The organism is Bradyrhizobium sp. HKCCYLRH2015 (genome assembly GCF_051168215.1).
Taxonomy (GTDB): Bacteria; Pseudomonadota; Alphaproteobacteria; order Rhizobiales; family Xanthobacteraceae; genus Bradyrhizobium.
This window is the reverse complement of record NZ_JBNPUO010000003.1, coordinates 440,452-460,917: the sequence shown is the minus strand read 5'-3', so window position 1 is coordinate 460,917 and position 20,466 is coordinate 440,452. Positions and strand designations below refer to the sequence as shown.

Genomic DNA, 20,466 nt, shown 5'->3' with positions numbered 1-20,466 from the left:
TCGATTGCAGACAATCTCTGGATTCCGGATTCAGCCCTGCGGGCTGCCCCGGAATGACGTGCAAGAACTTAGCGGATCGGCTCGTGCACCGTGACCAGCTTGGTGCCGTCCGGAAACGTCGCCTCGACCTGGATGTCGTGGATCATCTCGGGGATGCCCGGCATCACCTGATCGCGGGTCAGGACCTGGGCGCCGGCCTGCATCAGCTCGGCCACGGTGCGGCCGTCACGCGCGCCTTCCAGAATGAAGTCGGAGATGATCGCGACCGCTTCGGGATGGTTCAGCTTGACGCCGCGCTCGAGCCTGCGACGGGCCACGATGGCGGCCATCGAGATCAGGAGCTTGTCCTTTTCGCGGGGAGACAGGTTCATGCGGACTCTCTGGTGATCGTCTTCTAATGATCGTCAGTTGGTAAACGTCTAGTTGAGCCACAGCCGCGGCAGCGGTCCGGCCGATGCGCAGCCGAGCACCGCCATCATGTCGGCGCGCAGGCTCGCGGCATCTTGGGCACAGAAGCGCGCCATTGCAAATCCATTCCAGGCGGACAGTCCGGCCTCGCCCCGAAACGCCGGCAGGCTCTCCCTGATGCGCTCCACCAGCGCGGCGTCGCCGGGCACGATCAGCGCAGTCCCGATGGCCGCGGCGCCCTTGGCGATCGCGGGCTGCGCCAGCTTGTCGCCGATGTCGCCGTCGAGGCGGACTGTCTCGGCGAACACCAGCTTGCCGCCGCGCTTGAGGCTCCAGCGATCGACGAACTCGCCCTCGCGCATGCGCTCGCCCATGGCCGTGCGGCCGAACACGACGATCTCGCACAACAATAGCGAGGCGGTGTCGGCGAGGTCGATGTCGATGCGGCGATGAATGCGGGCGCGGTCGAACAGGATGGTCTCCTGCGGCAGCCACGAGATGTGCGCGCCGGCATGAGCCGTCAGCGCGATATCGAGCTCGGCTGGCTTGCCCGGCGCGCGATAGACCTTCTCGGCCGCGGCGCTCGACAGCGTGACTCGGCTGCCTTCGCCCGCCGCGACCTCGATCGCGAAATGGTCGCCGCCGGCGATTCCGCCTGCGGTGTTGACGAACATCGCCGACAGACCGTCGTCCTCGGGCGAGGGAAAGCGGACGCGCAGCGAGCCGGATTCATGCAGGTGATGGCGCCGCGTCACGTCGTCCTGCAGCCGCACGTCGAAGCGCACCGCGCCGCGGGCGCGGTTGGCTTCGAAGATGTCGGCAGCGGCGTTGGCGGGATCGGCCCACATCGATCCCCTCCCCTGGGACCAGACGCGGGCGAGACCGCGTCGAGAAGCTACGTGATGATCACAGCGCCATCTGGCGGCTGATCTCGGCCTGGTCGAGATTGGCGCGGGTGCAGGTGAACTTCACCGCGCCGCGATCCATGACGGCGAAGTTGTCGCCGAGTTCGCAGGCAAAGTCGAGATATTGCTCGACCAGGACGATGGCGATGTTGCCGAGATTGCGGAGGTACGAAATCGCCCGGCCGATGTCCTTGATGATCGACGGCTGGATGCCCTCGGTCGGCTCGTCCAGCAGCAAGAGCTTCGGCCGCATCACCATGGCGCGGCCGATCGCAAGCTGCTGCTGCTGGCCGCCGGAAAGATCGCCGCCGCGGCGGCCGAGCATCGATTCCAGCACCGGAAACAGCGAGAATACGTCGTCCGGGATGCTGCGATCGGCCCGCTTCAGCGGCCCGAAGCCGGTCTTGAGATTCTCCTCGACCGTGAGCAGCGGGAAGATCTCGCGGCCCTGCGGCACGAAGCCGATGCCCTTGCGCGCCCGCTCATACGGCTTCAGGCGGGTGATGTCGGCGCCATCGAAGGTGATGCTGCCCGACGCCAGCGGATATTGCCCGACCAGCGCCCTCAGCAGCGAGGTCTTGCCCACGCCGTTGCGGCCGAGCACGCAGGTGACCTTGCCCGGCTCCGCCGCGATCGAGACGCCGCGCAGCGCCTGGGCGGCGCCGTAATAGAGGTTGATGTCCTTGACGTCCAACATCGCCTAGCGTCCCAGATACACTTCGATCACCCGATCGTTCGACGACACCTGATCGATGGTGCCCTCGGCCAGCACCGTGCCTTCGTGCAGGCAAGTGACCTTGACGCCGAGCTCGCGAACGAAAGTCATGTCATGCTCGACGACCATGACGGTATGATCCTTGTTGATCTCTTTGAGCAGCTCAGCCGTCTGATGCGTCTCGACGTCGGTCATGCCGGCGACCGGCTCGTCGACCAGCAGCAGCTTCGGGTCCTGTGCCAGGAGCATGCCGATCTCCAGCCACTGCTTCTGGCCGTGCGAGAGGCTGCCGGCGAGCTTGCGTCGGGCATCCTTGAGCCGCACCGTCTCGAGCACCCGGTCGATCTGCTCGGCCTCGCCCCTCGAGCCGCGCCAGAACAGCGTGCCCTTGACGCTGTGGTCGACATTGAGCGCAAGCAGCAGATTGTCCTCGACCGACTGGCTCTCGAACACCGTCGGCTTCTGGAACTTGCGGCCGATGCCGAGCTCGGCGATCCGCGTTTCGTCGAGACGGGTCAGGTCGGTCTTGCCGTCGAACAGCACCGTGCCCTCGTCGGGCTTGGTCTTTCCGGTGATGATGTCCATCATCGTGGTCTTGCCGGCACCGTTCGGGCCGATGATGGCGCGCATCTCGCCGGACTCGAGCGTCAGCGAAAGATTGTTGATGGCGTGGAAGCCGTCGAACGAGACGTGCACGCCGTCGAGATAGAGCAGCGACGACGTCGCGCGGGTGTCCATCACGTTCATGCGCTCACTCCGCCATCTTGGGTTCGGTGACGCCGTCCTCGCGGGCGGCGCTCTTGGCGTTCAGCCTCCTGCTGCCGAGCTGATCCCACCAGGAATTGAAGGTGCCGATAATGCCTTTGGGCAACAGCAGAGTGACGAGCACGAACAATGCGCCGAGCATGAACAGCCAGTAGGGCGCCAGCACGCCCGAAGTGAAGAAGGTCTTGGCGTAGTTCACGACGACGGCGCCAAGCGCAGCCCCGACCAGCGTGCCGCGGCCGCCGACCGCGACCCAGATCACGGCCTCGATCGAATTGCCGGGCGCGAACTCGGAGGGGTTGATGATGCCGACCTGCGGGACGTAGAGCGCGCCGGCGACGCCGGCCATGCAGGCCGACAGCGTGAACACGAACAGCTTGTAGGACTCGACGCGGTAGCCGAGGAAGCGCGTCCGCGACTCGGCGTCGCGGATCGCTATCAGCACCTTGCCGAGCTTCGATGACACGACCGCCCGGCAGATCAGGAACGCCAGAATGAGCGCAAGGCAGCTCAGCGCGAACAGCGCGGCGCGGGTGCCTTCCGCCTGGACGTTGAAGCCGAGAATGTCCTTGAAGTCGGTCAGGCCGTTGTTGCCGCCGAAGCCGAAATCATTGCGGAAGAAGGCGAGCAGCAGCGCGTAGGTCATCGCCTGGGTGATGATCGACAGATACACGCCGGTGACGCGCGAGCGGAAGGCGAGCCAGCCGAAGCAGAAGGCGAGCAGGCCGGGCACCACGAGCACCATCAAAGCTGCAAACCAGAACATGTCGAAGCCGTGCCAGTACCAGGGCAGCTTGGAATAGTTCAGGAACACCATGAAGTCCGGCAGGATCGGGTTGCCATAGACGCCCCGGGTGCCGATCTGGCGCATCAGATACATGCCCATCGCGTAGCCGCCGAGCGCGAAGAACGCGCCATGGCCAAGCGAGAGAATGCCGCAATAGCCCCAGATCAGGTCGATCGAGAGCGCCAGGATCGCGTAGCAGACATATTTGCCCCACAGCGCGACCAGATAGGTCGGCACCTGCAAGGCCGAGCCGGCCGGCAGCAGCAGGTTGGACAGCGGGATCAGCACGCCGCAGGCGGCGACCACGAGCACGAAGATGGTTGCGGCGCGATCGAGCGACCGGGTGAGGACGTGCGGCATCATGCTTCCACCGCCCGGCCCTTGAGCGCGAACAAGCCGCGCGGGCGCTTCTGAATGAACAGGATGATCAGCACCAGGATCGCGATCTTGCCGAGCACGGCGCCGGCGACCGGCTCCAGGAACTTGTTGGCGATGCCCAGCGTGAAGGCGCCGACCAGCGTGCCCCAGAGATTGCCGACGCCGCCGAACACCACGACCATGAAGGAATCGATGATGTAGCTCTGGCCGAGGTTCGGGCTGACGTTGTCGATCTGCGACAGCGCCACGCCGGCGATGCCGGCAATGCCTGAGCCGAGCCCGAAGGTGAGCGCATCGACCCGCGAGGTCGCGATGCCCATCGAGGCCGCCATGCGCCGGTTCTGTGTCACCGCGCGCATCTCCAGACCAAGCGCAGTGTAGCGCAGCATCGCCAGCAGGATGGCGAACACGGCCATCGTGAAGCAGAGGATCCAGAGCCGGTTGTAGGTGATGGTGATCTGGCCGAGCTCGAACGCACCGCTCATCCAGGAGGGATTGCCGACCTCGCGGTTGGTCGGACCGAACGCCGTGCGCACCGCCTGCTGCAGGATCAGCGACAGGCCCCAAGTCGCGAGCAAGGTTTCCAACGGACGCCCGTAGAGGAAGCGAATGATGGTGCGCTCGATCAGCACGCCGATCGCGCCGGCGACCAGGAAGGCGAGCGGGACGGCAATCAGCAGCGAATAGTCGAACAGCGCCGGGTACCGCGTGCGGATGACCTCCTGCACGACAAAGGTGGTGTAGGCGCCGAGCATCACCATCTCGCCATGGGCCATGTTGATGACGCCCATCACCCCGAAGGTGATGGCGAGGCCGATGGCGGCGAGCAGCAGCACCGAGCCGAGCGACAGGCCGTACCAGGCGTTCTGCACGCCGGACCAGATTGCGAGCGAGCTCTGGATCGATGAGATCGCGCTGGCAGCAGCCTTGGTGACGGTGGCCGGCTGGTCGCCGCCGCTGATCTCGGTCAGCAGCGCAAGCGCCTCCTGGTCGCCGCGCGACCTGATGGTGGCGACCGCTTCAAGCTTGTCCACCTCGCTCGCGTCGGACTTGAACAGGAGGATGGCAGCCCGCGCCTCGGTCAACGCCTGCTTGACCGCGCGATTGGTTTCCTTGGCGAGCGCCGATTCCACCGTCGGCAGGGTCGCCTCCTCATGCGACTTAAACACCGATTTGGCGGCGGTCAGGCGTGTGTTGGTATCCGGCGACAACAGCGTCAGGCCACCCAGCGCAGCATCCACGCTGCGCCGGAGCCGGTTGTTGAGGCTGACCGCCGCGGCATTGTCCGGAAGCTTGTCGACGGCAGCGCCGGTCGCGGCATCGATGATCTTGCCGTCGGTCTGCTTGACATAGACCTTCTTGGTTTCGGCATCGAACATCAGCCGCTCGTCCTGGAGCGCGCTGATGATCGGAAAAGCCAGCGGGTTGCCCGACACCGCGATCTCGCCGACGGCCTCGTCCGTGTCCGAGAAATCATCGTTCGCGAGCTTCGCGACCGACTCTTCGAAACTGGCTGCGAAGGCGGGAACGGAAACGGCGATCAGGGCGAGCAAAACAAGCAGACGGCGAATGATCGCCAGAAAAACAGCAGGCACTGGACAACCCCGGCAGGAGTTCAGGAGGTCAAGAGAAGGCGGCAACATCGCCGCCTTCTCCTGTCGTCATGGTCGCGTCAGGTCGGGATCAGGAGCCCGAGCCCAGGCACTTGTTGGTCTTGACGTTGAAGTTGCCGCACTTCTTGCCGACCCAATCGCCGATCAGGTCCTTCGAGCCCTCGAGCTCCTTCGACCAGGCGTCGCCCGGGACGAGATCCTTGGTCTTGTAGACGACGCTGAACTGGCCATCGCCCTTGATCTCGCCGATGAACACCGGCTTGGTGATGTGGTGGTTCGGCAGCATCTTCGACACGCCGCCGGTCAGGTTCGGCGCCTCGATGCCCGGGAGCGCGTCGATGACCTTGTCCGGATCGGTCGACTTCGCCTTCTCGACCGCCTTCACCCACATGTTGAAGCCGATATAGTGGGCCTCCATCGGGTCGTTGGTCACGCGCTTCGGGTTCTTGGTGTAGGCCTGCCACTCCTTGATGAACTTCTCGTTCGCCGGAGTCTTGATCGACTCGAAATAGTTCCAGGCAGCGAGATGGCCGACCAGCGGCTTGGTGTCGATGCCGGCGAGCTCTTCCTCACCCACCGAGAACGCGACCACCGGGATGTCCTTGGCCTTGATGCCCTGGTTGCCGAGCTCCTTGTAGAACGGAACGTTGGCGTCGCCGTTGATGGTCGAGACCACGGCGGTCTTCTTGCCGGCCGAGCCGAACTTCTTGATGTCGGCCACGATCGTCTGCCAGTCGGAGTGACCGAACGGCGTGTAGTTGATCATGATGTCGTCCTGAGCCACGCCTTTCGACTTCAGGTAGGCTTCGAGGATCTTGTTGGTGGTGCGCGGATAGACGTAGTCGGTGCCGGCCAGCACCCAGCGCTTCACCTTCTCTTCCTTCATCAGGTAGTCGACCGCCGGGATCGCCTGCTGGTTCGGCGCCGCACCGGTGTAGAACACGTTGCGCTCGCTCTCCTCGCCCTCGTACTGGACCGGGTAGAACAGGATGCTGTTGAGCTCCTTGAACACCGGCAGCACCGACTTGCGCGACACCGAGGTCCAGCAGCCGAACACGACCGCGACCTTGTCCTTGGTGATCAGCTCGCGCGCCTTCTCGGCGAACAGCGGCCAGTTCGAGGCGGGGTCGACCACGACGGCCTCGAGCTTCTTGCCGAGCACACCGCCCTTCTTGTTCTGTTCGTCGATCAGGAACAAGATCGTATCCTTCAGCGTGGTCTCGCTGATGGCCATGGTGCCGGACAGAGAATGCAGAACGCCAATCTTGATGGTGTCGTCAGCGGCCTTGGCCGGGCCAAAGCCGGCTGCGCCGAGCGCCAGGCCGGCAGCAGCAGCCAGCCAGCGACGGCGGCTGAACGGCGCCGTTAATTCCTGAGTGAGTCGAGTAAGCATGAGGTAATATCTCCCTGACGCAGACGTGCTTCGCAGCCAAGGCGGCCGGCGGTCTGCGGCGGAAGAATCGCAAGAAGTGTGCCATGCCGTGCACATCTGGTAAGGCATTGACACAGAAGTGGAACTTCGCGTTCTCGTGGCACGAGGTCGCAGCCTTCTGCCGTCGAATTGAGCAAGCTCGATGATTAATCAGATAGCATGTAGCGCAGGATTTGTGCACTTTGTTTTGAATGGCTAAATTTAAAGCAGCCAGGTACCACCCGGAAAGCCGATCCGTTGCGCAGCGGCCTTGCATGTGCCGTCCACCTGTTCCATATATCCGGTAGATCGAGGCGAATCGGCCGGATCTTTGCAAGCCGCGTGTTCTTTAGCTCGACCTGAGCTTCTGGCTTTGCATTCTCACCCATCCAATCTAGGCGCTCCAAACACGCGGGTGTCTCTCAACCACCCACCCGCGTCCGGCTGCCTGCCGACACGGGCCTTATCCTCTTATGGAAAGCCCAATCTTTTGACATCCTTCCAGGATTTTAACCTCGCCGACGCGCTGACGCGCGCGCTGAAGGAAGAGAACTACACCACCCCCACCCCCATTCAGGCCCAAACCATCCCGCTCGCGCTCGAAGGCCGCGACGTGATCGGCATCGCCCAGACGGGAACCGGCAAGACGGCCTCGTTTGCGCTGCCGATCCTGCACCGCCTGCTGCAGAACCGGATCAAGCCGCAGCCGAAGACGGCACGCGTGCTGGTGCTGAGCCCGACCCGCGAATTGTCGGGTCAGATCCTCGACAGCTTCAACACCTACGGCCGGCACATCCGCCTGAGCTCGGCGCTCGCGATCGGCGGCGTGCCGATGGGACGCCAGGTCCGCGCTGTGATGCCCGGCCTCGAAGTGCTGGTTGCCACCCCTGGCCGGCTGCTCGATCTGGTCCAGAGCAACGCTTTGAAGCTGACCCATGTCGAGTTCCTTGTGCTCGACGAAGCCGACCGCATGCTCGACATGGGCTTCATCAACGACATCCGGAAGATCGTGGCCAAGCTGCCGATCAAGCGCCAGACGCTGTTCTTCTCGGCCACCATGCCTAAGGACATCGCCGAGCTCGCGGACGCCATGCTGCGCGACCCCGCGCGGGTCGCGGTGACCCCCGTCTCCTCGACGGTCGAGCGCATTGCCCAGCGCGTGATCCACGTCGACCACTCGGCCAAGCCGAACCTTCTGGCTCAGTTGCTCAAGCAGGAGCCAGTCAACCGCGCGCTGGTGTTCACCCGGACCAAGCACGGCGCCGACAAGGTCGTGAAGAGCCTGGAAAAGGCCGGCATCCCGTCCCAGGCGATCCACGGCAACAAGTCGCAAAATCACCGCGAGCGCACTCTGGCCGCCTTCCGCTCCGGCGAGATCCGCACCCTCGTCGCGACCGACATCGCGGCGCGCGGCATCGACGTCGACGGCGTCAGCCATGTCGTCAATTTCGACCTGCCGAACGTGCCCGAAACCTACGTCCACCGGATCGGCCGCACGGCGCGCGCCGGTGCCGAGGGCGTTGCGATTTCGCTCGTGGCGGGATCGGACGAGCTGTCCTATCTTCGCGACATCGAACGGCTGATCAAGATCTCGCTGCCGCGCGACGATCGCCGCACGCCCGGCCTCCGCGAAGCTGCAGCACCGGCCAAACCGCCTCAGCGCGGTGGCCGTCCTGGCATGCAGAATGCGCGGACCAACGAGGGTGGCACCGCCGCAAAAGGCCCTCGCCGTCGCCGTCGTTCCAATGCTAAGATGGCGCCTCTGCCAGGCAATCGTCAGGAGCCCCAGCGGCCGTCGCAAGGCGGCGGCAAGGCCGGGTCGATTCAAGGCGTTGCTTTCCTGCATCGCGAGGGCAGACCCAAAAACCACGCTCACAACCGCAACCAACGGCCAAACTAGACGTCTATCGATCTGGAGAAAGACATGGCTAAGGAAGAGCTGATCCAGTTCGAAGGGCTGGTCACCGAAATCCTTCCCGATGCACGCTATCGGGTACAACTCGACGCGGGGCACGAGATCGTTGCCTACACCGCCGGCAAGATGAAAAAGAATCGCATCAAGACGCTCGCGGGAGACCGCGTGACCGTCGAGATGTCGCCCTACGACCTCGAAAAGGGCCGGCTGATCTTCCGCCACAAGGACGAGCGTCCCAGCTCGCCCGGCGGTCCTCCGCGTGGCGCAGCGCAGCGCGGCGGCCAGTTCCGTCGGCGCTAGGGGGATTGGGCGGAGCAATGTTCCGCCCGGCCCGGCGGATTGATCAAGCCTTGCGCAATCAGCGACAATTCAGCGCGTCGGCATCGAGCCGGCGCGTCAAAAAATCATGCACTCTCGCGCAGCTCAGGATTGTTTTGCGCGGGCATTTCCAATAATATATCCCGCAATCGATTTTCGGCCGGACGAGATTAGCTATTACCGGTACAGCCGGTTCAGACGCTGACGACCCTTCCAAAAATTCGATCTAACCAGCCCAGGAGACTGGGTTACGCATTTGGTATCTGAGAAGGGAACTACCCCCGTGAGCATGGGAACCGTGAAGTGGTTTAACGCAACCAAGGGCTATGGCTTCATTCAGCCGGACGACGGCGGCAACGACGTGTTCGTGCACATCAGCGCCGTCGAGCGCGCTGGTCTCGGCACGCTGCGCGAAGGCCAGAAGATCTCCTACGAGATCGTGGCGGACCGCCGTTCGGGCAAGTCGTCGGCCGACAATCTCCGCGCCGCCAATTGAGCGACGCCAGGGCAATCGCCTACGATTGCCCACCTGGACAACGAAAGGCCGCCTTGTGCGGCCTTTTTTATTTGCCGGCTGTTCGCCGTCGGATTGTGATCGCCTGGAACGCGGTCTGTTGCCCGCGCGCAAGCGGACCCGGCGCCGCGCAGGATTAGTCCGGCGCTCAGCTCAGCAGGAGGTCGCCGGGCTATACATCACACAGGTCGACTGCCGCGGCCGGGTATAGGCGACGTCGCTGAGATTGACGCCCGTCTTGCCCATGACGTAGCCGATCGTCGGAACGTATTGGTAGTTCACCTCGCTGAAGATCAGATAGGTGCCGGACACCAGCAATTCAGCCGGCACGCCGACCGTCATGCCCACGGTCCGCGGCGTCGACCCCTTACTCCACTTCACCGTCGCCTGCATGGTGGTGGGATCGACATAGAGTTCGGTGATCGTCGCATTCACCGGCGTGGTCGAGTACGGATACATGATGCCGGTCGAGGCGGCGAAGAAGTTCGACATGTCGCTGTCGCCGACCGTGGTCGACTGCGACGTCAGATCGGACAGGGTGCGCGCCATCAAAGTGACCTTGCGGTCGACGGCGATGGCCGAGCAGAATTCGACCGTGCCGAAGAACATCACCAGCATCAGCGGCACGATGAATGCGAACTCGGTGGCCGCGACACCGCGACAATCGGCAGCGAAGGCGTCGATGCGACGCCACAGGCGCAGGCGCGAAGACATACCCGGCATTCTTCCCAACGGCATGATGAATTCCTGGTGTCCCTCAGAAGCAGCTCGCGAGGTCCGTGTTATGAATACGGCTCGTTCTTGAATGCGGCCGTACCCACCAGCAGCCGCTTGCTGCCGCTCAGGTTGGCGATGTTGTAGCCGAGGCCGGTCACGAAGATCGGCCACTGATAGAACAGCCTGACGACGACAATGTCTCCGGCGGCGCCCGGACTGTAGGTCATGTTGTTGACGAAGTTGCCGCTGTTGTCGATCTGGTTGCTGATCGAGACGCTCCCGAACGAGGAGTAGCTCTTCACGTCGATATAGATCTTGTTGCAGTCGAACAGCGCGGGAACCTGGGTGCAGACGTAGCTCGCGAACTGCGACTGCGTATAGGAGCCCTGTTGCGCCTGTCCGGTCAGGATCATGCGCGCCGAGTCCTGCGTGATGGTCTCGAGCACCTGGCCGGCAAAGAACATCAGCGCCGTTTCGATGATCGCGAACAGCAGCGCAAAGAAGACCGGCGCGACCAGCGCGAATTCGAGCGCGGCCGATGCCCGCCTGTTGCGCCGGAAGCGGCGCAGCAGCCGGCGCATCGAAGCGGTCGAGGAGACGGAGGCTTGCATGGGGTCATCCGGACTGGAAAGGCACATCAACCTGAGTGAAACGAATAGCGGAAACTCCTTGGGAAAGAGTTTCCTACGATACGGACAGTATGGCCCGCCGCATCAACGTCCCGCTAACCATGCTTGGGCAGGGCGATCGCATATGGTGAAAAAGCTGGGCGCGCAGTCTTTTCGCGACCATCCTTCGAGACGCCCGCCTTCGGCGGGCTCCTCAGGATGAGGGCCTTTCTCCGCCGCAAAGCTGTTGATCCTCATGGTGAGGAGCGTCGCTCTTGCGACGCGTCTCGAACCACGAGGCCATGAAAGTTCCGCCCGGGAAAACCATATGCGATCGCCCTGCATGCTTGGGGGGTCGCTCGCAGTCAGCCCTTTGAGGCAGCGCCACCTGTCCGATCCGACCATCGAAACCAAACGAATCGGGCTATCGAGCCGCAGCGCCAGCGGCAAGGCTCACCGCATCGTCGGTGCCGACGCGCGTGGAGATGCGGTCAGACGTCGCCATCGACCCGGCCAGGCACGGCCAAGCCAGCCGCTCAGTTGGTCTTCGACGCCGCTGCCGCGTTGCCGCTCGCCGTGCTGGACATCGTTCCAGCCTGGTCGAGCACCGATTTGAAGTAGTTGTCGCCGTCGCCCAAGGTCACCCGGCGCTGGCAGATCGGCATGCAGCTATAGGTCTCACGATCGACGCCGCGATACACCGTGACGAGCTGGTCGGTGGGTCCGGCGACCTGGATCTGGCGATCGATCAGCACCTGTCCGCCGCGATCCATCGCAATGAAGTTGGTGGCACCGTAGCTCTTGCCGGTGACGACGATGATGCCGCCGCTCTGCAAGGTCACATCGGCGATCATCGGATTGCCGACGACGAGGGTCGCGACCCGGTCGGGCAACTTGACCAGCTTGGCCTGGTCGACATTCACGGCGATGGCAGGATCGGGTTCCGCCGAGGCGGCAGCCGGCCACAGCAGCACGGCGGCGACAGCCGCCCGCAATGCGAAGGAAACAGAAGGACGACGCGATACACAGAACGACATACTCAACCCCGGGACCTTGACGAGCCGTCTCAAGCGATACGCAGCGGTGACGGCGCCCGACGCGGCAAATCTGCGCTCAATTGGTGAACGTTCTGCAAACGCCGCCATCTCAGCTCGGGCGGTTGCAGAACACGTCATCTTCGGAACGGAAACGCGAGCTGACCGCCGAACTCACCGGGCATCGTCGCCTCGTCCTTGCCGTAGGCCATGGGCAACTGCCCCTCCGGCATCCGGAACGTGCCGAACAGGATGTCCCAGATCGGGAACGTGCCGGCGAAATTGGTGTTGCCGCCCTGCTCCATCGACGTGTGGTGCCAGCGATGGAAGACGGGCGTGGCGAGGACATATTTCAGCGGGCCCAGCGTCCAGTTGAGATTGGCGTGGACGAAGGCCGAATGGAACGTCGTGAACGGTCCAACCCAGATCATGACATTGGGCGAGATGCCGGCCATCAGGAGGATGACGTCGACCGCGATCGTGCCGAGGATCAGGTTGATGGGATGGAAGCGGGCCGCCGAAATCCACTCCAGATCTTCCGAGGAGTGGTGGACCGCGTGGTATTTCCAGAACTCGCCGCCATGGAACAGACGATGCGTCCAGTACAGCATGAAGTCGGAGAGCACGAGAAAGAGCAGCCCCTGCAGCCATTCCGGAAGCTGCGCCAGCGGGCCGTGCCCGTTCTCATAGAAGGCGATCAACTCGTCGGCGTCGCGGATCTTGAAGAGAACGCTGGCGCCGAGCACGAGAAAGCCGATGCGGAGCACCCGCGCGAAAACCGGCACGAAGAACCAGTAGACCACGTCGGTGACGAGCTCGCGCTTCTGCCACCACGGCTTGCCGGGATTGCAGGCCCAGAAGTGGCTGAGCACCGAGAACACCACTGCCAGCACCAAGGTGATCGGCAGCACCTTCTCGATGGTCTGGCCGAGCATCAGCGCGACTTCCCATGGCAGACCGGACATCACATTCCTCATCTCATGAACTGTTCCGAGGGGTACTCCTTGGCGCTTAAGGAGCCGTGAACCTCGTGGCCGGCCGAGCTGGGCTGCCGATCGGTCCAGCACGATCGACGCGGAGCCAAGGGCTCGCCGGCCAGGTCGACGGGACCATATGCCTATGGTGCGGAATGCGGCGCAGGCTCCTGCGATGGAAACATTGGGCGCGGCAGTGGAAGCTCGCGCTCATCTTTTCAGCGAGATTGGCACGGCGCGTGCCGTGGATCATTTAGAATGATCACGGTCCGCTTCATCCTACGTTTACTCTGCACAATAACAGCCATTTGTCGCCGGGTTTCGGCGACCGAATTAACTACGCCGAAATTCCTGCCCCCTAGGGTGGCCGCATGGTCACGGTGCTGAGAACGCCGCAACGACCAGAGTTTGTTCGACCAGCCACGTGTACATGGAGTTACCTATGAAGAATCTTCTTGCTCGCTTCGTGAAGGATGAATCCGGCGCGACCGCGATCGAATACGGTCTGATCGCCGCCGGCATCTCGCTCGCGATCATTGCCGCAGTGAACGGTCTCGGCTCCAGCCTGAGCTCCAAGTTCGGCGCGATCAACACCTCGCTGAAGTAAGCGGTCGTCACGGCCGAGCAAAGAAGGCCCCGGACATCCGGGGCCTTTATCATTTCCACCTTCAGCTCCGCGGCGTTCAGTGATGCGTAACCACGTTTTGTCCGCAGCCGCGTCCCGGCCTCCGCCCAGCGGGACCGACGTCGCCTTGCGTTGGATCTGCGGCGGCCTCGGCCTGTCCATCCTCGCTCTGGCGGCCCGCATCGTCAGCGTCTGGTGAGATCGACAACCGGCCGGCCATTCCGGCCGTTTCCCGATCATTTATTTCTTGCAGCTAGACTCTGGCGCAGCGGCGCACCCATGCCCCGCGTCGATGCCATTGAGAGCCCATGACCCTCGATCTCGCGCGCCTCCTGCTGTTTCCGGCCCTGATGGCCTTTGCCGCGGCGAGCGACCTGTTCACGATGACCATTTCGAACCGGGTCTCCCTGGCGCTCGTCGCCGGCTTCCTGGTTCTGGCGCCGCTGAGCGGGATGAGCATGGCAGACATGCTGATGCATCTCGGTGCCGGCGCGACCTTGCTGGTGATTGCGTTCACGTGCTTTGCATTCGGCTGGATCGGCGGCGGTGACGCCAAGGTTGCATCCGCCGCCGCCCTGTGGTTCGGCTTCGCCCACCTGATGAACTACCTGTTGTACGCCTCGATCTTCGGCGGCGTGCTCACCCTCGCTCTCATGCAGTTCCGGCAATGGCCGTTGCCCTACATGCTGGCGGGGCAACCCTGGCTTGCACGCCTGCACGCCAAGGAGAGCGGCGTGCCCTATGGCATCGCGCTCGCCCTGGGCGCTCTGATGGTCTATCCGGAGACCGATTGGGTGAAGGCGATCGACGCTGCGCGTCTTGCATTGCTCTGAACACACCGTGTCAACGCGGTGTTAAGGCGATTTAGATACGCCTCATTAACCATGCTTTGACGAATAACTGCTCAACTCCCATCACGGCGGCGGAAACGTCGCGGCGTCATGTGGAAAGTGAAGCGTATGAATACCGCACGCATTGTGGTTCTGACCATCGCTGTAGGCGCTGGCGGCGTGGCCGCATATCTCGCGAGCGGGTCCGACGACCGGCCGGCTCAAGTCGCCGCGCCCGCGCCGCAGATGCCGACCGTCGACGTTCTCGTCGCCAAGGGCGACATCGCCCTCGGCCAATCCCTCAAGCCCGAAGATCTGCAGTGGCAGAGCTGGCCGGCGGCCACGGCCAGCGCCAGCTTCATCCGCCGCAACGAGCGGCCCGAAGGACAGACGCAGATCACCGGCACGATCGCGCGGGCGCCGTTCATTGCCGGCGAGCCCATCCGCGAACAGAAGCTCGTCAAGGCCGACGGCTCGGGCTTCATGGCCGCGATCCTGCCGGCCGGCATGCGCGCCGTGTCCACCGAGATTTCGCCGGAAACAGGCGCCGGCGGCTTCATCCTGCCGAACGATCGCGTCGACGTGATCCTGTCCAAGCGCGAACGCAATCCGGATCAGCCCAACGCGGGCGACGTCGTCAGCTCCGATATCATCCTGTCGAACATCCGTGTGCTGGCGATCGATCAGGCCCCCAAGGAAAAGGACGGCCAGACCACGGTGGTCGGCAAGACCGTCACGCTGGAGCTGAAGCCGGAACAGGCCGAGACGCTCGCGCGTGCCCGTCAAACCGGAACGCTGTCCCTGGCGCTCCGCAGCATCGCCGACGTCAACGTGGCCGAGCGCCGCACGGACGAGACCAGCCGCAAGCGCAGCGACAGCGTTGCCGTCGTCCGCTTCGGCATTCCCAGCACGATGACGACGCAGAAGTGAGCAAGAGGACCACCCAGATGACCTGCAGCGAAAATCAGCGGAAGATGCGGACCCTGCTGGTCCGCGCGCTGTCGTTTTCGGCCGCCGCTGCGCTGACCCTCAATCCGGCGATCGCGCCGGTGATCGCGGCAGACTATCGCCCGGCGACTGCAGCCGCCGCCGCGGACGGCCAGAACAATGCACGTTTCCTTGCGCTCGGCATCGGCAAGTCCGTCGTCATCGATCTGCCGCGCGATATCAAGGACGTTCTTGTTGCCGATCCGAAGATCGCGAATGCCGTCGTGCGCTCCTCTCAGCGCGCCTACATCATCGGTGCGGCGATCGGTCAGACGAATATCGTCTTCTTCGACGCGCAGGGCCAGCAGATCGCGGCCTACGACATCGCGGTCAAGCGCGACCTGAACGGCGCGCGGGCGGCGCTGAAGCAGTTGCTGCCGAATGCCGATATCCAGATCGAGGGCCTCGCCGACAGCATCGTGCTGACCGGCTCGGCGTCGAGCCAGATCGAAGCCCAGCAGGCCGGCGAACTGGCCGCCCGGCTCGCCGGCGGCGCCGACAAGGTCGTCAACTCGATCACCGTGCGCGGCCGGGACCAGGTCATGCTGAAGGTGACTGTCGCCGAGGTACAGCGCTCGGTCGTCAAGCAGCTCGGCATCGATCTCTCCGGCCAGCTCAACTACGGAACGGCTGTTATCAAATACGCGAACTCCAATCCGTTCACCGCCTACGGCAGCAATCTCGTCTCCAACAACGCCGTGACCGCGTCGTTAGGCGGAGCGACCCCGACGGTGCAGGCGACACTGCGCGCGATGGAGAACGCGGGCGTGATCCGTACGCTCGCGGAACCCAATCTGACCGCCATCTCGGGCGAGTCCGCGACCTTCATCGCCGGTGGCGAGTTTCCGGTTCCCGCCGGTTACTCCTGCGATCCGACGACCCATGTCTGTACGACGCAGATCAGCTTCAAGAAGTTCGGCATCTCGCTCAACTTCACGCCCGTCGTGCTCAGCGAGGGCCGGATCTCGATGCGGGTGATGACCGAGGTCTCCGAGCTCTCAAACGAGAATTCGATCACGCTGTCGCAAGCCGTCAGCGCGTCGACGGTCAACTCGTTGACGGTTCCCTCGATCAAGACCCGCCGCGCCGAGACCACGCTGGAGATTCCTTCCGGCGGCGCCATGGCGATGGCCGGCCTGATCCAGCAGCAGACCAAGCAGGCGATCAGCGGCATGCCGGGCCTGATGCAGCTGCCGGTCCTCGGCGCGCTGTTCCGCAGCCGCGACTACGTCAACAACCAGACCGAGCTGATGGTTCTGGTGACGCCGTTCGTCGTCCGCGCCGTGGCACAGAAGGATCTCTCCCGCCCAGACGACGGCTTTGCGGCCGCCTCCGATCCCCAGGCCGATCTCCTGGGCAGCATCAACCGCATCTACGGCGTACCCGGCCGGGTCGAACCCGGACGCAACTATCGCGGCACCTATGGCTTCATCACGGACTGAGCCGGGACAAGGACCTGCAACGATGACCACGAAACCCAGCCCCGCTCGACACCGCCGACTGCAACTTGCCGTGGCCCTGGCCGGCGCAGCGGTCCTGCTCGGCGCTTGCAACTTCCGCAGAGATCCGGCCGTCACGGCCAGCATCCCCGACGACTACCGGCTACGCCACCCGATCGCGATCCAGGAGGCCCCGGACTCCCTGGTGGTCTTCGTCGGCCAGGGCCGTGGCGGCCTGACGGCCGAGCAGCGCGCCGACGTGATGGGACTGGCCCAGAGCTGGATTCGCCAAGGCACGGGCGCGATCAGCGCCGACGTGCCGAGCGGCACCCCCAACGCACGGGCGGCCGCCGACTCGATGCGGGAGATCCACTCCCTGCTGGCCGCCGCCGGAGTCCCGCCGCACGGCATCACCGTACGCAACTATCAGCCGAAGGACCCGCGCCAGATGGCCGCGATCCGGCTGAGCTATCCAAAACTGTCGGCCACGGCGGGGCCCTGCGGGCTCTGGCCGGACGACCTCGGGCCGTCGATCAAGAACAAGAACTGGTTCGACAACAAGCCTGACTGGAACTACGGCTGCGCCTACCAGCGCAACATGGCGGCAATGGTTGCAAACCCGTCGGATCTCGTGCAGCCGCGATCCGAAACGCCGTCCTATACCACCCGGCGCACGGCGTTGTTCGACAAATATCGCAAGGGACAATCAACCGCGATCACGTATCCAGAGGCCGACAAGGCCAAACTCAGCGACACAGGCAAATGATCAGCTACGCCCGACAGACCCAAGAGGAGCAGCCTGACGTCGTGCCACCGCCGGCCGACGATCACATCGCGCCCGCGCCGCGCGTGTCCGTGCAGGCGTTCTGTGAGACGGTGGAAACCGCCGCGACGGTTCAGTCCGCCGGTGAGGACCGGCGCCTCGGCAAGGCCCATCTGAAGGTTCAGATGGGTGGCATGGCGGCGGCGATCGAGGCCTACCGGTCTGCCCCGACCCCGAACGTCATCATCCTGGAGACGGATGCACGCACCGACATCCTGGCCGGTCTGGATCAGCTCGCTACGGTTTGCGACCCGGGCACGCGCGTCGTCGTGATCGGCCGCGTCAACGACGTCACGCTGTATCGCGAGCTGGTTCGGCGCGGCGTCAGCGACTATGTGCTGTCGCCAGTCACGCCGATCGACGTCGTCCGCTCGATCTGCAACCTGTTCTCGGCGCCGGAAGCCAAGGCCGTCGGGCGCATCATTGCCGTCGTCGGCGCCAAGGGCGGCGTCGGAGCCTCGACCCTGGCCCATAACATCGCCTGGGCGATCGCGCGCGACCTGGCGATGGACTCCGTGGTGGCAGATCTTGATTTGGCGTTCGGCACCGCCGGCCTCGACTACAACCAGGATCCTGCGCAGGGCATCGCGGACGCCGTGTTCTCACCGGACCGGATCGACATCGCCTTCATGGACCGGCTGTTGTCGAAATGCACCGATCATCTGAGCCTGCTGGCCGCGCCTGCGACGCTCGACCGGGTCTATGATTTCGGCGCTGAGGCATTCGATGCGGTGTTCGACACGCTGCGGGCCTCGATGCCCTGCATCGTGCTCGATGTTCCGCATCAATGGGCAGGCTGGACCAAGCGGGCGCTGATCTCCGCGGACGACATCCTGATCGTCGCGGCGCCGGATCTCGCCTCGCTGCGCAACACCAAGAACATGTTCGATCTCCTCAAGGCCGCCCGGCCGAACGATCGCATGCCGCTCTACTGCTTGAACCAGGTCGGCGTTCCCAAGCGACCCGAGATCAATGCGAGCGAGTTCGCCAAGGCGATCGAAAGCCCACCGATCGCAACGATCCCGTTCGAGCCGCAGATCTTCGGCGCGGCCGCCAACAACGGCCAGATGATTGCGGAAATGTCTCCCAGCCATCGGACGACGGAGATGTTTCTCCAGATCGCGCAGCGGCTCACCGGCCGCAGCGAGACAAAGAAGCCGAAAGGCTCCTTCCTGTCGCCTCTGCTGGACAAGCTGAGGGCGAAGTAAGCACGCGTGGAGTTCTAAGTCGTGTTTGGTAAGCGTAGCGGATTGGACAACGATACCAGAGCCCTCAGGCCGGCCGCGCCGGCGCCCGAGCCGGCGCCGGCTGCGCCACGCGCGGCGGCTCCGGCCGTGCCGTCGCCACCTCTGGCTCCGACCCGGCAGGCTCCGCCGCCGCCGCCACCGGTTGTCGAGGCCCGGCGCTCGGACAGTTACTATCAGGTCAAGGCGACGATCTTCGGAGCGCTGATCGAAGCGATCGATCTCGCTCAGCTGGCCAAGCTCGACGGCGAATCCGCGCGCGAGGAAATCCGCGACATCGTCAACGAGATCATCGCGATCAAGAATATCGTGATGTCGATCGCCGAGCAGGAAGAGCTGCTCGACGATATCTGCAACGACGTGCTCGGCTATGGCCCGCTGGAGCCGCTGCTGTCGCGCGACGACATCGCCGACATCATGGTCAACGGCGCCGGCACGGTCTTCATCGAAGTCAACGGCAAGATCCAGCGCACGGGCATCCGGTTCCGCGACAACCAGCAGCTCCTGAACATCTGCCAGCGCATCGTCAGCCAGGTCGGCCGCCGCGTCGACGAATCCTCGCCGATCTGCGACGCGCGTCTCGCCGACGGCTCGCGCGTCAACGCCATCGTTCCGCCGCTGGCGATCGACGGCCCCGCGCTCACCATTCGTAAGTTCAAGAAGGACAAGCTGACCCTCGATCAGCTGGTCAAGTTCGGCGCGATTTCGCCGGAGGGCGCGGAGATCCTGCAGATCATCGGTCGCGTCCGCTGCAACGTGCTGATCTCCGGCGGTACCGGTTCGGGCAAGACCACGTTGTTGAACTGTCTGACCAACTACATCGATCACGACGAGCGCGTCATCACCTGCGAGGACGCCGCCGAACTCCAACTGCAGCAGCCACACGTGGTTCGCCTCGAAACCCGCCCGCCCAACATCGAAGGCGAAGGCCAGGTGACCATGCGTGAGCTGGTGAGAAACTGCCTGCGTATGCGGCCCGAGCGCATCATCGTCGGCGAGGTCCGCGGCCCCGAGGCATTCGACCTGCTGCAGGCCATGAACACCGGTCACGACGGATCGATGGGCACGCTGCACGCCAACAACCCGCGCGAAGCGTTGTCCCGCTGCGAATCCATGATCACAATGGGCGGCTTCTCGCTGCCGTCGCGGACCATCCGTGAGATGATCTGCGCCTCGATCGACGTCATCGTCCAGGCGGCGCGCCTGCGCGACGGCTCCCGCCGCATCACGCACATCACCGAGGTGATGGGCATGGAAGGCGACACCATCATCACCCAGGACATCTTCCTCTACGACATGATCGGCGAGGACGCGAACGGCAAGATCATCGGGCGCCACCGCTCGACCGGAATCGGCCGGCCGCGGTTCTGGGAGCGCGCGCGCTACTACGGCGAAGAGAAGCGGCTTGCGGCTGCGCTCGACGCCGCCGAAGTCGCGAGCAAGGACTGAGGAGAGA

General features: G+C 64.1%; 21 protein-coding genes. 10 read left to right on the top strand and 11 right to left on the bottom strand.

What is annotated here, in order from left to right; genetic code table 11:
* Positions 1–68: 68 nt before the first annotated feature.
* From ACQR1H_RS10090 to urtA, 7 genes are all read right to left on the bottom strand, one after another.
* Positions 69–371, bottom strand: coding sequence for an urease subunit gamma (locus ACQR1H_RS10090; protein WP_015669637.1), 303 nt, complete (start codon positions 369–371; stop codon positions 69–71).
* 48 nt (positions 372–419) lie between these two features.
* Positions 420–1,256 (bottom strand): urease accessory protein UreD, encoded by an 837-nt coding sequence (locus tag ACQR1H_RS10085; protein WP_434886773.1) that lies wholly within the window; start codon positions 1,254–1,256, stop codon positions 420–422.
* Positions 1,257–1,314: 58 nt separating this feature from the next.
* Complete coding sequence (urtE, locus tag ACQR1H_RS10080) at positions 1,315–2,010, bottom strand: urea ABC transporter ATP-binding subunit UrtE (protein ID WP_315804705.1); 696 nt, start codon at positions 2,008–2,010, stop codon at positions 1,315–1,317.
* A gap of 3 nt (positions 2,011–2,013) precedes the next feature.
* Positions 2,014–2,775, bottom strand: coding sequence for an urea ABC transporter ATP-binding protein UrtD (gene urtD, locus ACQR1H_RS10075; protein WP_434892682.1), 762 nt, complete (start codon positions 2,773–2,775; stop codon positions 2,014–2,016).
* Positions 2,776–2,779: 4 nt separating this feature from the next.
* Positions 2,780–3,943, bottom strand: a complete 1,164-nt coding sequence (gene urtC, locus ACQR1H_RS10070) for an urea ABC transporter permease subunit UrtC (protein WP_434892683.1) — start codon at positions 3,941–3,943, stop codon at positions 2,780–2,782.
* On the bottom strand, positions 3,940–5,553 hold the full coding sequence (gene urtB / locus ACQR1H_RS10065; RefSeq protein WP_409997975.1) for an urea ABC transporter permease subunit UrtB: 1,614 nt from the start codon (positions 5,551–5,553) through the stop codon (positions 3,940–3,942). The genes urtC and urtB overlap by 4 nt, the downstream gene beginning before the upstream one ends.
* A gap of 88 nt (positions 5,554–5,641) precedes the next feature.
* Positions 5,642–6,964, bottom strand: a complete 1,323-nt coding sequence (urtA, locus tag ACQR1H_RS10060; protein ID WP_315804702.1) for an urea ABC transporter substrate-binding protein — start codon at positions 6,962–6,964, stop codon at positions 5,642–5,644.
* A gap of 508 nt (positions 6,965–7,472) precedes the next feature.
* Between urtA and ACQR1H_RS10055 the strand changes: the two genes are divergently transcribed.
* The 3 genes from ACQR1H_RS10055 to ACQR1H_RS10045 all read left to right on the top strand — a co-directional run bounded on the left by ACQR1H_RS10055 (position 7,473) and on the right by ACQR1H_RS10045 (position 9,711).
* Entirely contained in the window at positions 7,473–8,882 is a 1,410-nt protein-coding gene (locus tag ACQR1H_RS10055; protein WP_316238217.1) for a DEAD/DEAH box helicase, read from the top strand.
* Positions 8,883–8,906: 24 nt separating this feature from the next.
* Complete coding sequence (infA, locus tag ACQR1H_RS10050; RefSeq protein WP_315804701.1) at positions 8,907–9,197, top strand: translation initiation factor IF-1; 291 nt, start codon at positions 8,907–8,909, stop codon at positions 9,195–9,197.
* A 301-nt stretch (positions 9,198–9,498) separates the two neighbouring features.
* Positions 9,499–9,711 carry a cold-shock protein gene (locus tag ACQR1H_RS10045; protein ID WP_006612155.1) on the top strand — a complete coding sequence of 71 codons (213 nt, stop codon included), beginning with the start codon at positions 9,499–9,501 and terminating at the stop codon, positions 9,709–9,711.
* 171 nt (positions 9,712–9,882) lie between these two features.
* On the opposite strand, the gene ACQR1H_RS10040 is transcribed toward ACQR1H_RS10045, so the two are convergent.
* The 4 genes from ACQR1H_RS10040 to ACQR1H_RS10025 all read right to left on the bottom strand — a co-directional run bounded on the left by ACQR1H_RS10040 (position 9,883) and on the right by ACQR1H_RS10025 (position 13,053).
* Entirely contained in the window at positions 9,883–10,443 is a 561-nt protein-coding gene (locus ACQR1H_RS10040; protein WP_315804700.1) for a TadE/TadG family type IV pilus assembly protein, read from the bottom strand.
* 68 nt (positions 10,444–10,511) lie between these two features.
* Positions 10,512–11,057, bottom strand: coding sequence for a TadE/TadG family type IV pilus assembly protein (locus ACQR1H_RS10035; protein WP_315804699.1), 546 nt, complete (start codon positions 11,055–11,057; stop codon positions 10,512–10,514).
* 533 nt (positions 11,058–11,590) lie between these two features.
* A complete protein-coding gene (locus ACQR1H_RS10030) occupies positions 11,591–12,091 on the bottom strand; it encodes a pilus assembly protein N-terminal domain-containing protein (protein ID WP_315804698.1) in 501 nt (166 codons plus the stop codon).
* 134 nt (positions 12,092–12,225) lie between these two features.
* A complete protein-coding gene (locus ACQR1H_RS10025) occupies positions 12,226–13,053 on the bottom strand; it encodes a sterol desaturase family protein (protein WP_315804697.1) in 828 nt (275 codons plus the stop codon).
* 451 nt (positions 13,054–13,504) lie between these two features.
* Between ACQR1H_RS10025 and ACQR1H_RS10020 the strand changes: the two genes are divergently transcribed.
* The 7 genes from ACQR1H_RS10020 to ACQR1H_RS09990 all read left to right on the top strand — a co-directional run bounded on the left by ACQR1H_RS10020 (position 13,505) and on the right by ACQR1H_RS09990 (position 20,459).
* Positions 13,505–13,669, top strand: a complete 165-nt coding sequence (locus tag ACQR1H_RS10020; RefSeq protein ID WP_231317342.1) for a Flp family type IVb pilin — start codon at positions 13,505–13,507, stop codon at positions 13,667–13,669.
* A 326-nt stretch (positions 13,670–13,995) separates the two neighbouring features.
* Positions 13,996–14,520, top strand: a complete 525-nt coding sequence (locus ACQR1H_RS10015) for an A24 family peptidase (RefSeq protein WP_315734617.1) — start codon at positions 13,996–13,998, stop codon at positions 14,518–14,520.
* A gap of 126 nt (positions 14,521–14,646) precedes the next feature.
* On the top strand, positions 14,647–15,447 hold the full coding sequence (cpaB, locus tag ACQR1H_RS10010) for a Flp pilus assembly protein CpaB (RefSeq protein WP_315713815.1): 801 nt from the start codon (positions 14,647–14,649) through the stop codon (positions 15,445–15,447).
* Positions 15,448–15,464: 17 nt separating this feature from the next.
* On the top strand, positions 15,465–16,946 hold the full coding sequence (locus tag ACQR1H_RS10005; protein WP_316177235.1) for a type II and III secretion system protein family protein: 1,482 nt from the start codon (positions 15,465–15,467) through the stop codon (positions 16,944–16,946).
* 22 nt (positions 16,947–16,968) lie between these two features.
* The gene (locus tag ACQR1H_RS10000) at positions 16,969–17,709 is read left to right on the top strand and encodes a CpaD family pilus assembly protein (RefSeq protein WP_316177233.1); all 741 of its coding nucleotides are present in this window, start codon (positions 16,969–16,971) and stop codon (positions 17,707–17,709) included.
* Positions 17,706–18,974: an AAA family ATPase gene (locus ACQR1H_RS09995; protein ID WP_434838568.1), complete on the top strand. Its 1,269-nt coding sequence runs from the start codon at positions 17,706–17,708 to the stop codon at positions 18,972–18,974. Before ACQR1H_RS10000 ends, ACQR1H_RS09995 begins: the two co-directional genes overlap by 4 nt.
* A 21-nt stretch (positions 18,975–18,995) precedes the next feature.
* Complete coding sequence (locus tag ACQR1H_RS09990; RefSeq protein ID WP_316177231.1) at positions 18,996–20,459, top strand: CpaF family protein; 1,464 nt, start codon at positions 18,996–18,998, stop codon at positions 20,457–20,459.
* The last annotated feature ends 7 nt before the right edge of the window (positions 20,460–20,466 follow it).

Coding starts and splice junctions, on each gene's coding strand:
- ACQR1H_RS10090 (WP_015669637.1), bottom strand. CDS start 371: ATGAACCTGTCTCCCCGCGAAAAGGACAAGCTCCTGATCTCGATGGCC.
- ACQR1H_RS10085 (WP_434886773.1), bottom strand. CDS start 1,256: ATGTGGGCCGATCCCGCCAACGCCGCTGCCGACATCTTCGAAGCCAAC.
- urtE (WP_315804705.1), bottom strand. CDS start 2,010: ATGTTGGACGTCAAGGACATCAACCTCTATTACGGCGCCGCCCAGGCG.
- urtD (WP_434892682.1), bottom strand. CDS start 2,775: ATGAACGTGATGGACACCCGCGCGACGTCGTCGCTGCTCTATCTCGAC.
- urtC (WP_434892683.1), bottom strand. CDS start 3,943: ATGATGCCGCACGTCCTCACCCGGTCGCTCGATCGCGCCGCAACCATC.
- urtA (WP_315804702.1), bottom strand. CDS start 6,964: ATGCTTACTCGACTCACTCAGGAATTAACGGCGCCGTTCAGCCGCCGT.
- infA (WP_315804701.1), top strand. CDS start 8,907: ATGGCTAAGGAAGAGCTGATCCAGTTCGAAGGGCTGGTCACCGAAATC.
- ACQR1H_RS10040 (WP_315804700.1), bottom strand. CDS start 10,443: ATGTCTTCGCGCCTGCGCCTGTGGCGTCGCATCGACGCCTTCGCTGCC.
- ACQR1H_RS10035 (WP_315804699.1), bottom strand. CDS start 11,057: ATGCAAGCCTCCGTCTCCTCGACCGCTTCGATGCGCCGGCTGCTGCGC.
- ACQR1H_RS10030 (WP_315804698.1), bottom strand. CDS start 12,091: ATGTCGTTCTGTGTATCGCGTCGTCCTTCTGTTTCCTTCGCATTGCGG.
- ACQR1H_RS10025 (WP_315804697.1), bottom strand. CDS start 13,053: ATGTCCGGTCTGCCATGGGAAGTCGCGCTGATGCTCGGCCAGACCATC.
- ACQR1H_RS10020 (WP_231317342.1), top strand. CDS start 13,505: ATGAAGAATCTTCTTGCTCGCTTCGTGAAGGATGAATCCGGCGCGACC.
- ACQR1H_RS10015 (WP_315734617.1), top strand. CDS start 13,996: ATGACCCTCGATCTCGCGCGCCTCCTGCTGTTTCCGGCCCTGATGGCC.
- cpaB (WP_315713815.1), top strand. CDS start 14,647: ATGAATACCGCACGCATTGTGGTTCTGACCATCGCTGTAGGCGCTGGC.
- ACQR1H_RS10005 (WP_316177235.1), top strand. CDS start 15,465: ATGACCTGCAGCGAAAATCAGCGGAAGATGCGGACCCTGCTGGTCCGC.
- ACQR1H_RS10000 (WP_316177233.1), top strand. CDS start 16,969: ATGACCACGAAACCCAGCCCCGCTCGACACCGCCGACTGCAACTTGCC.
- ACQR1H_RS09995 (WP_434838568.1), top strand. CDS start 17,706: ATGATCAGCTACGCCCGACAGACCCAAGAGGAGCAGCCTGACGTCGTG.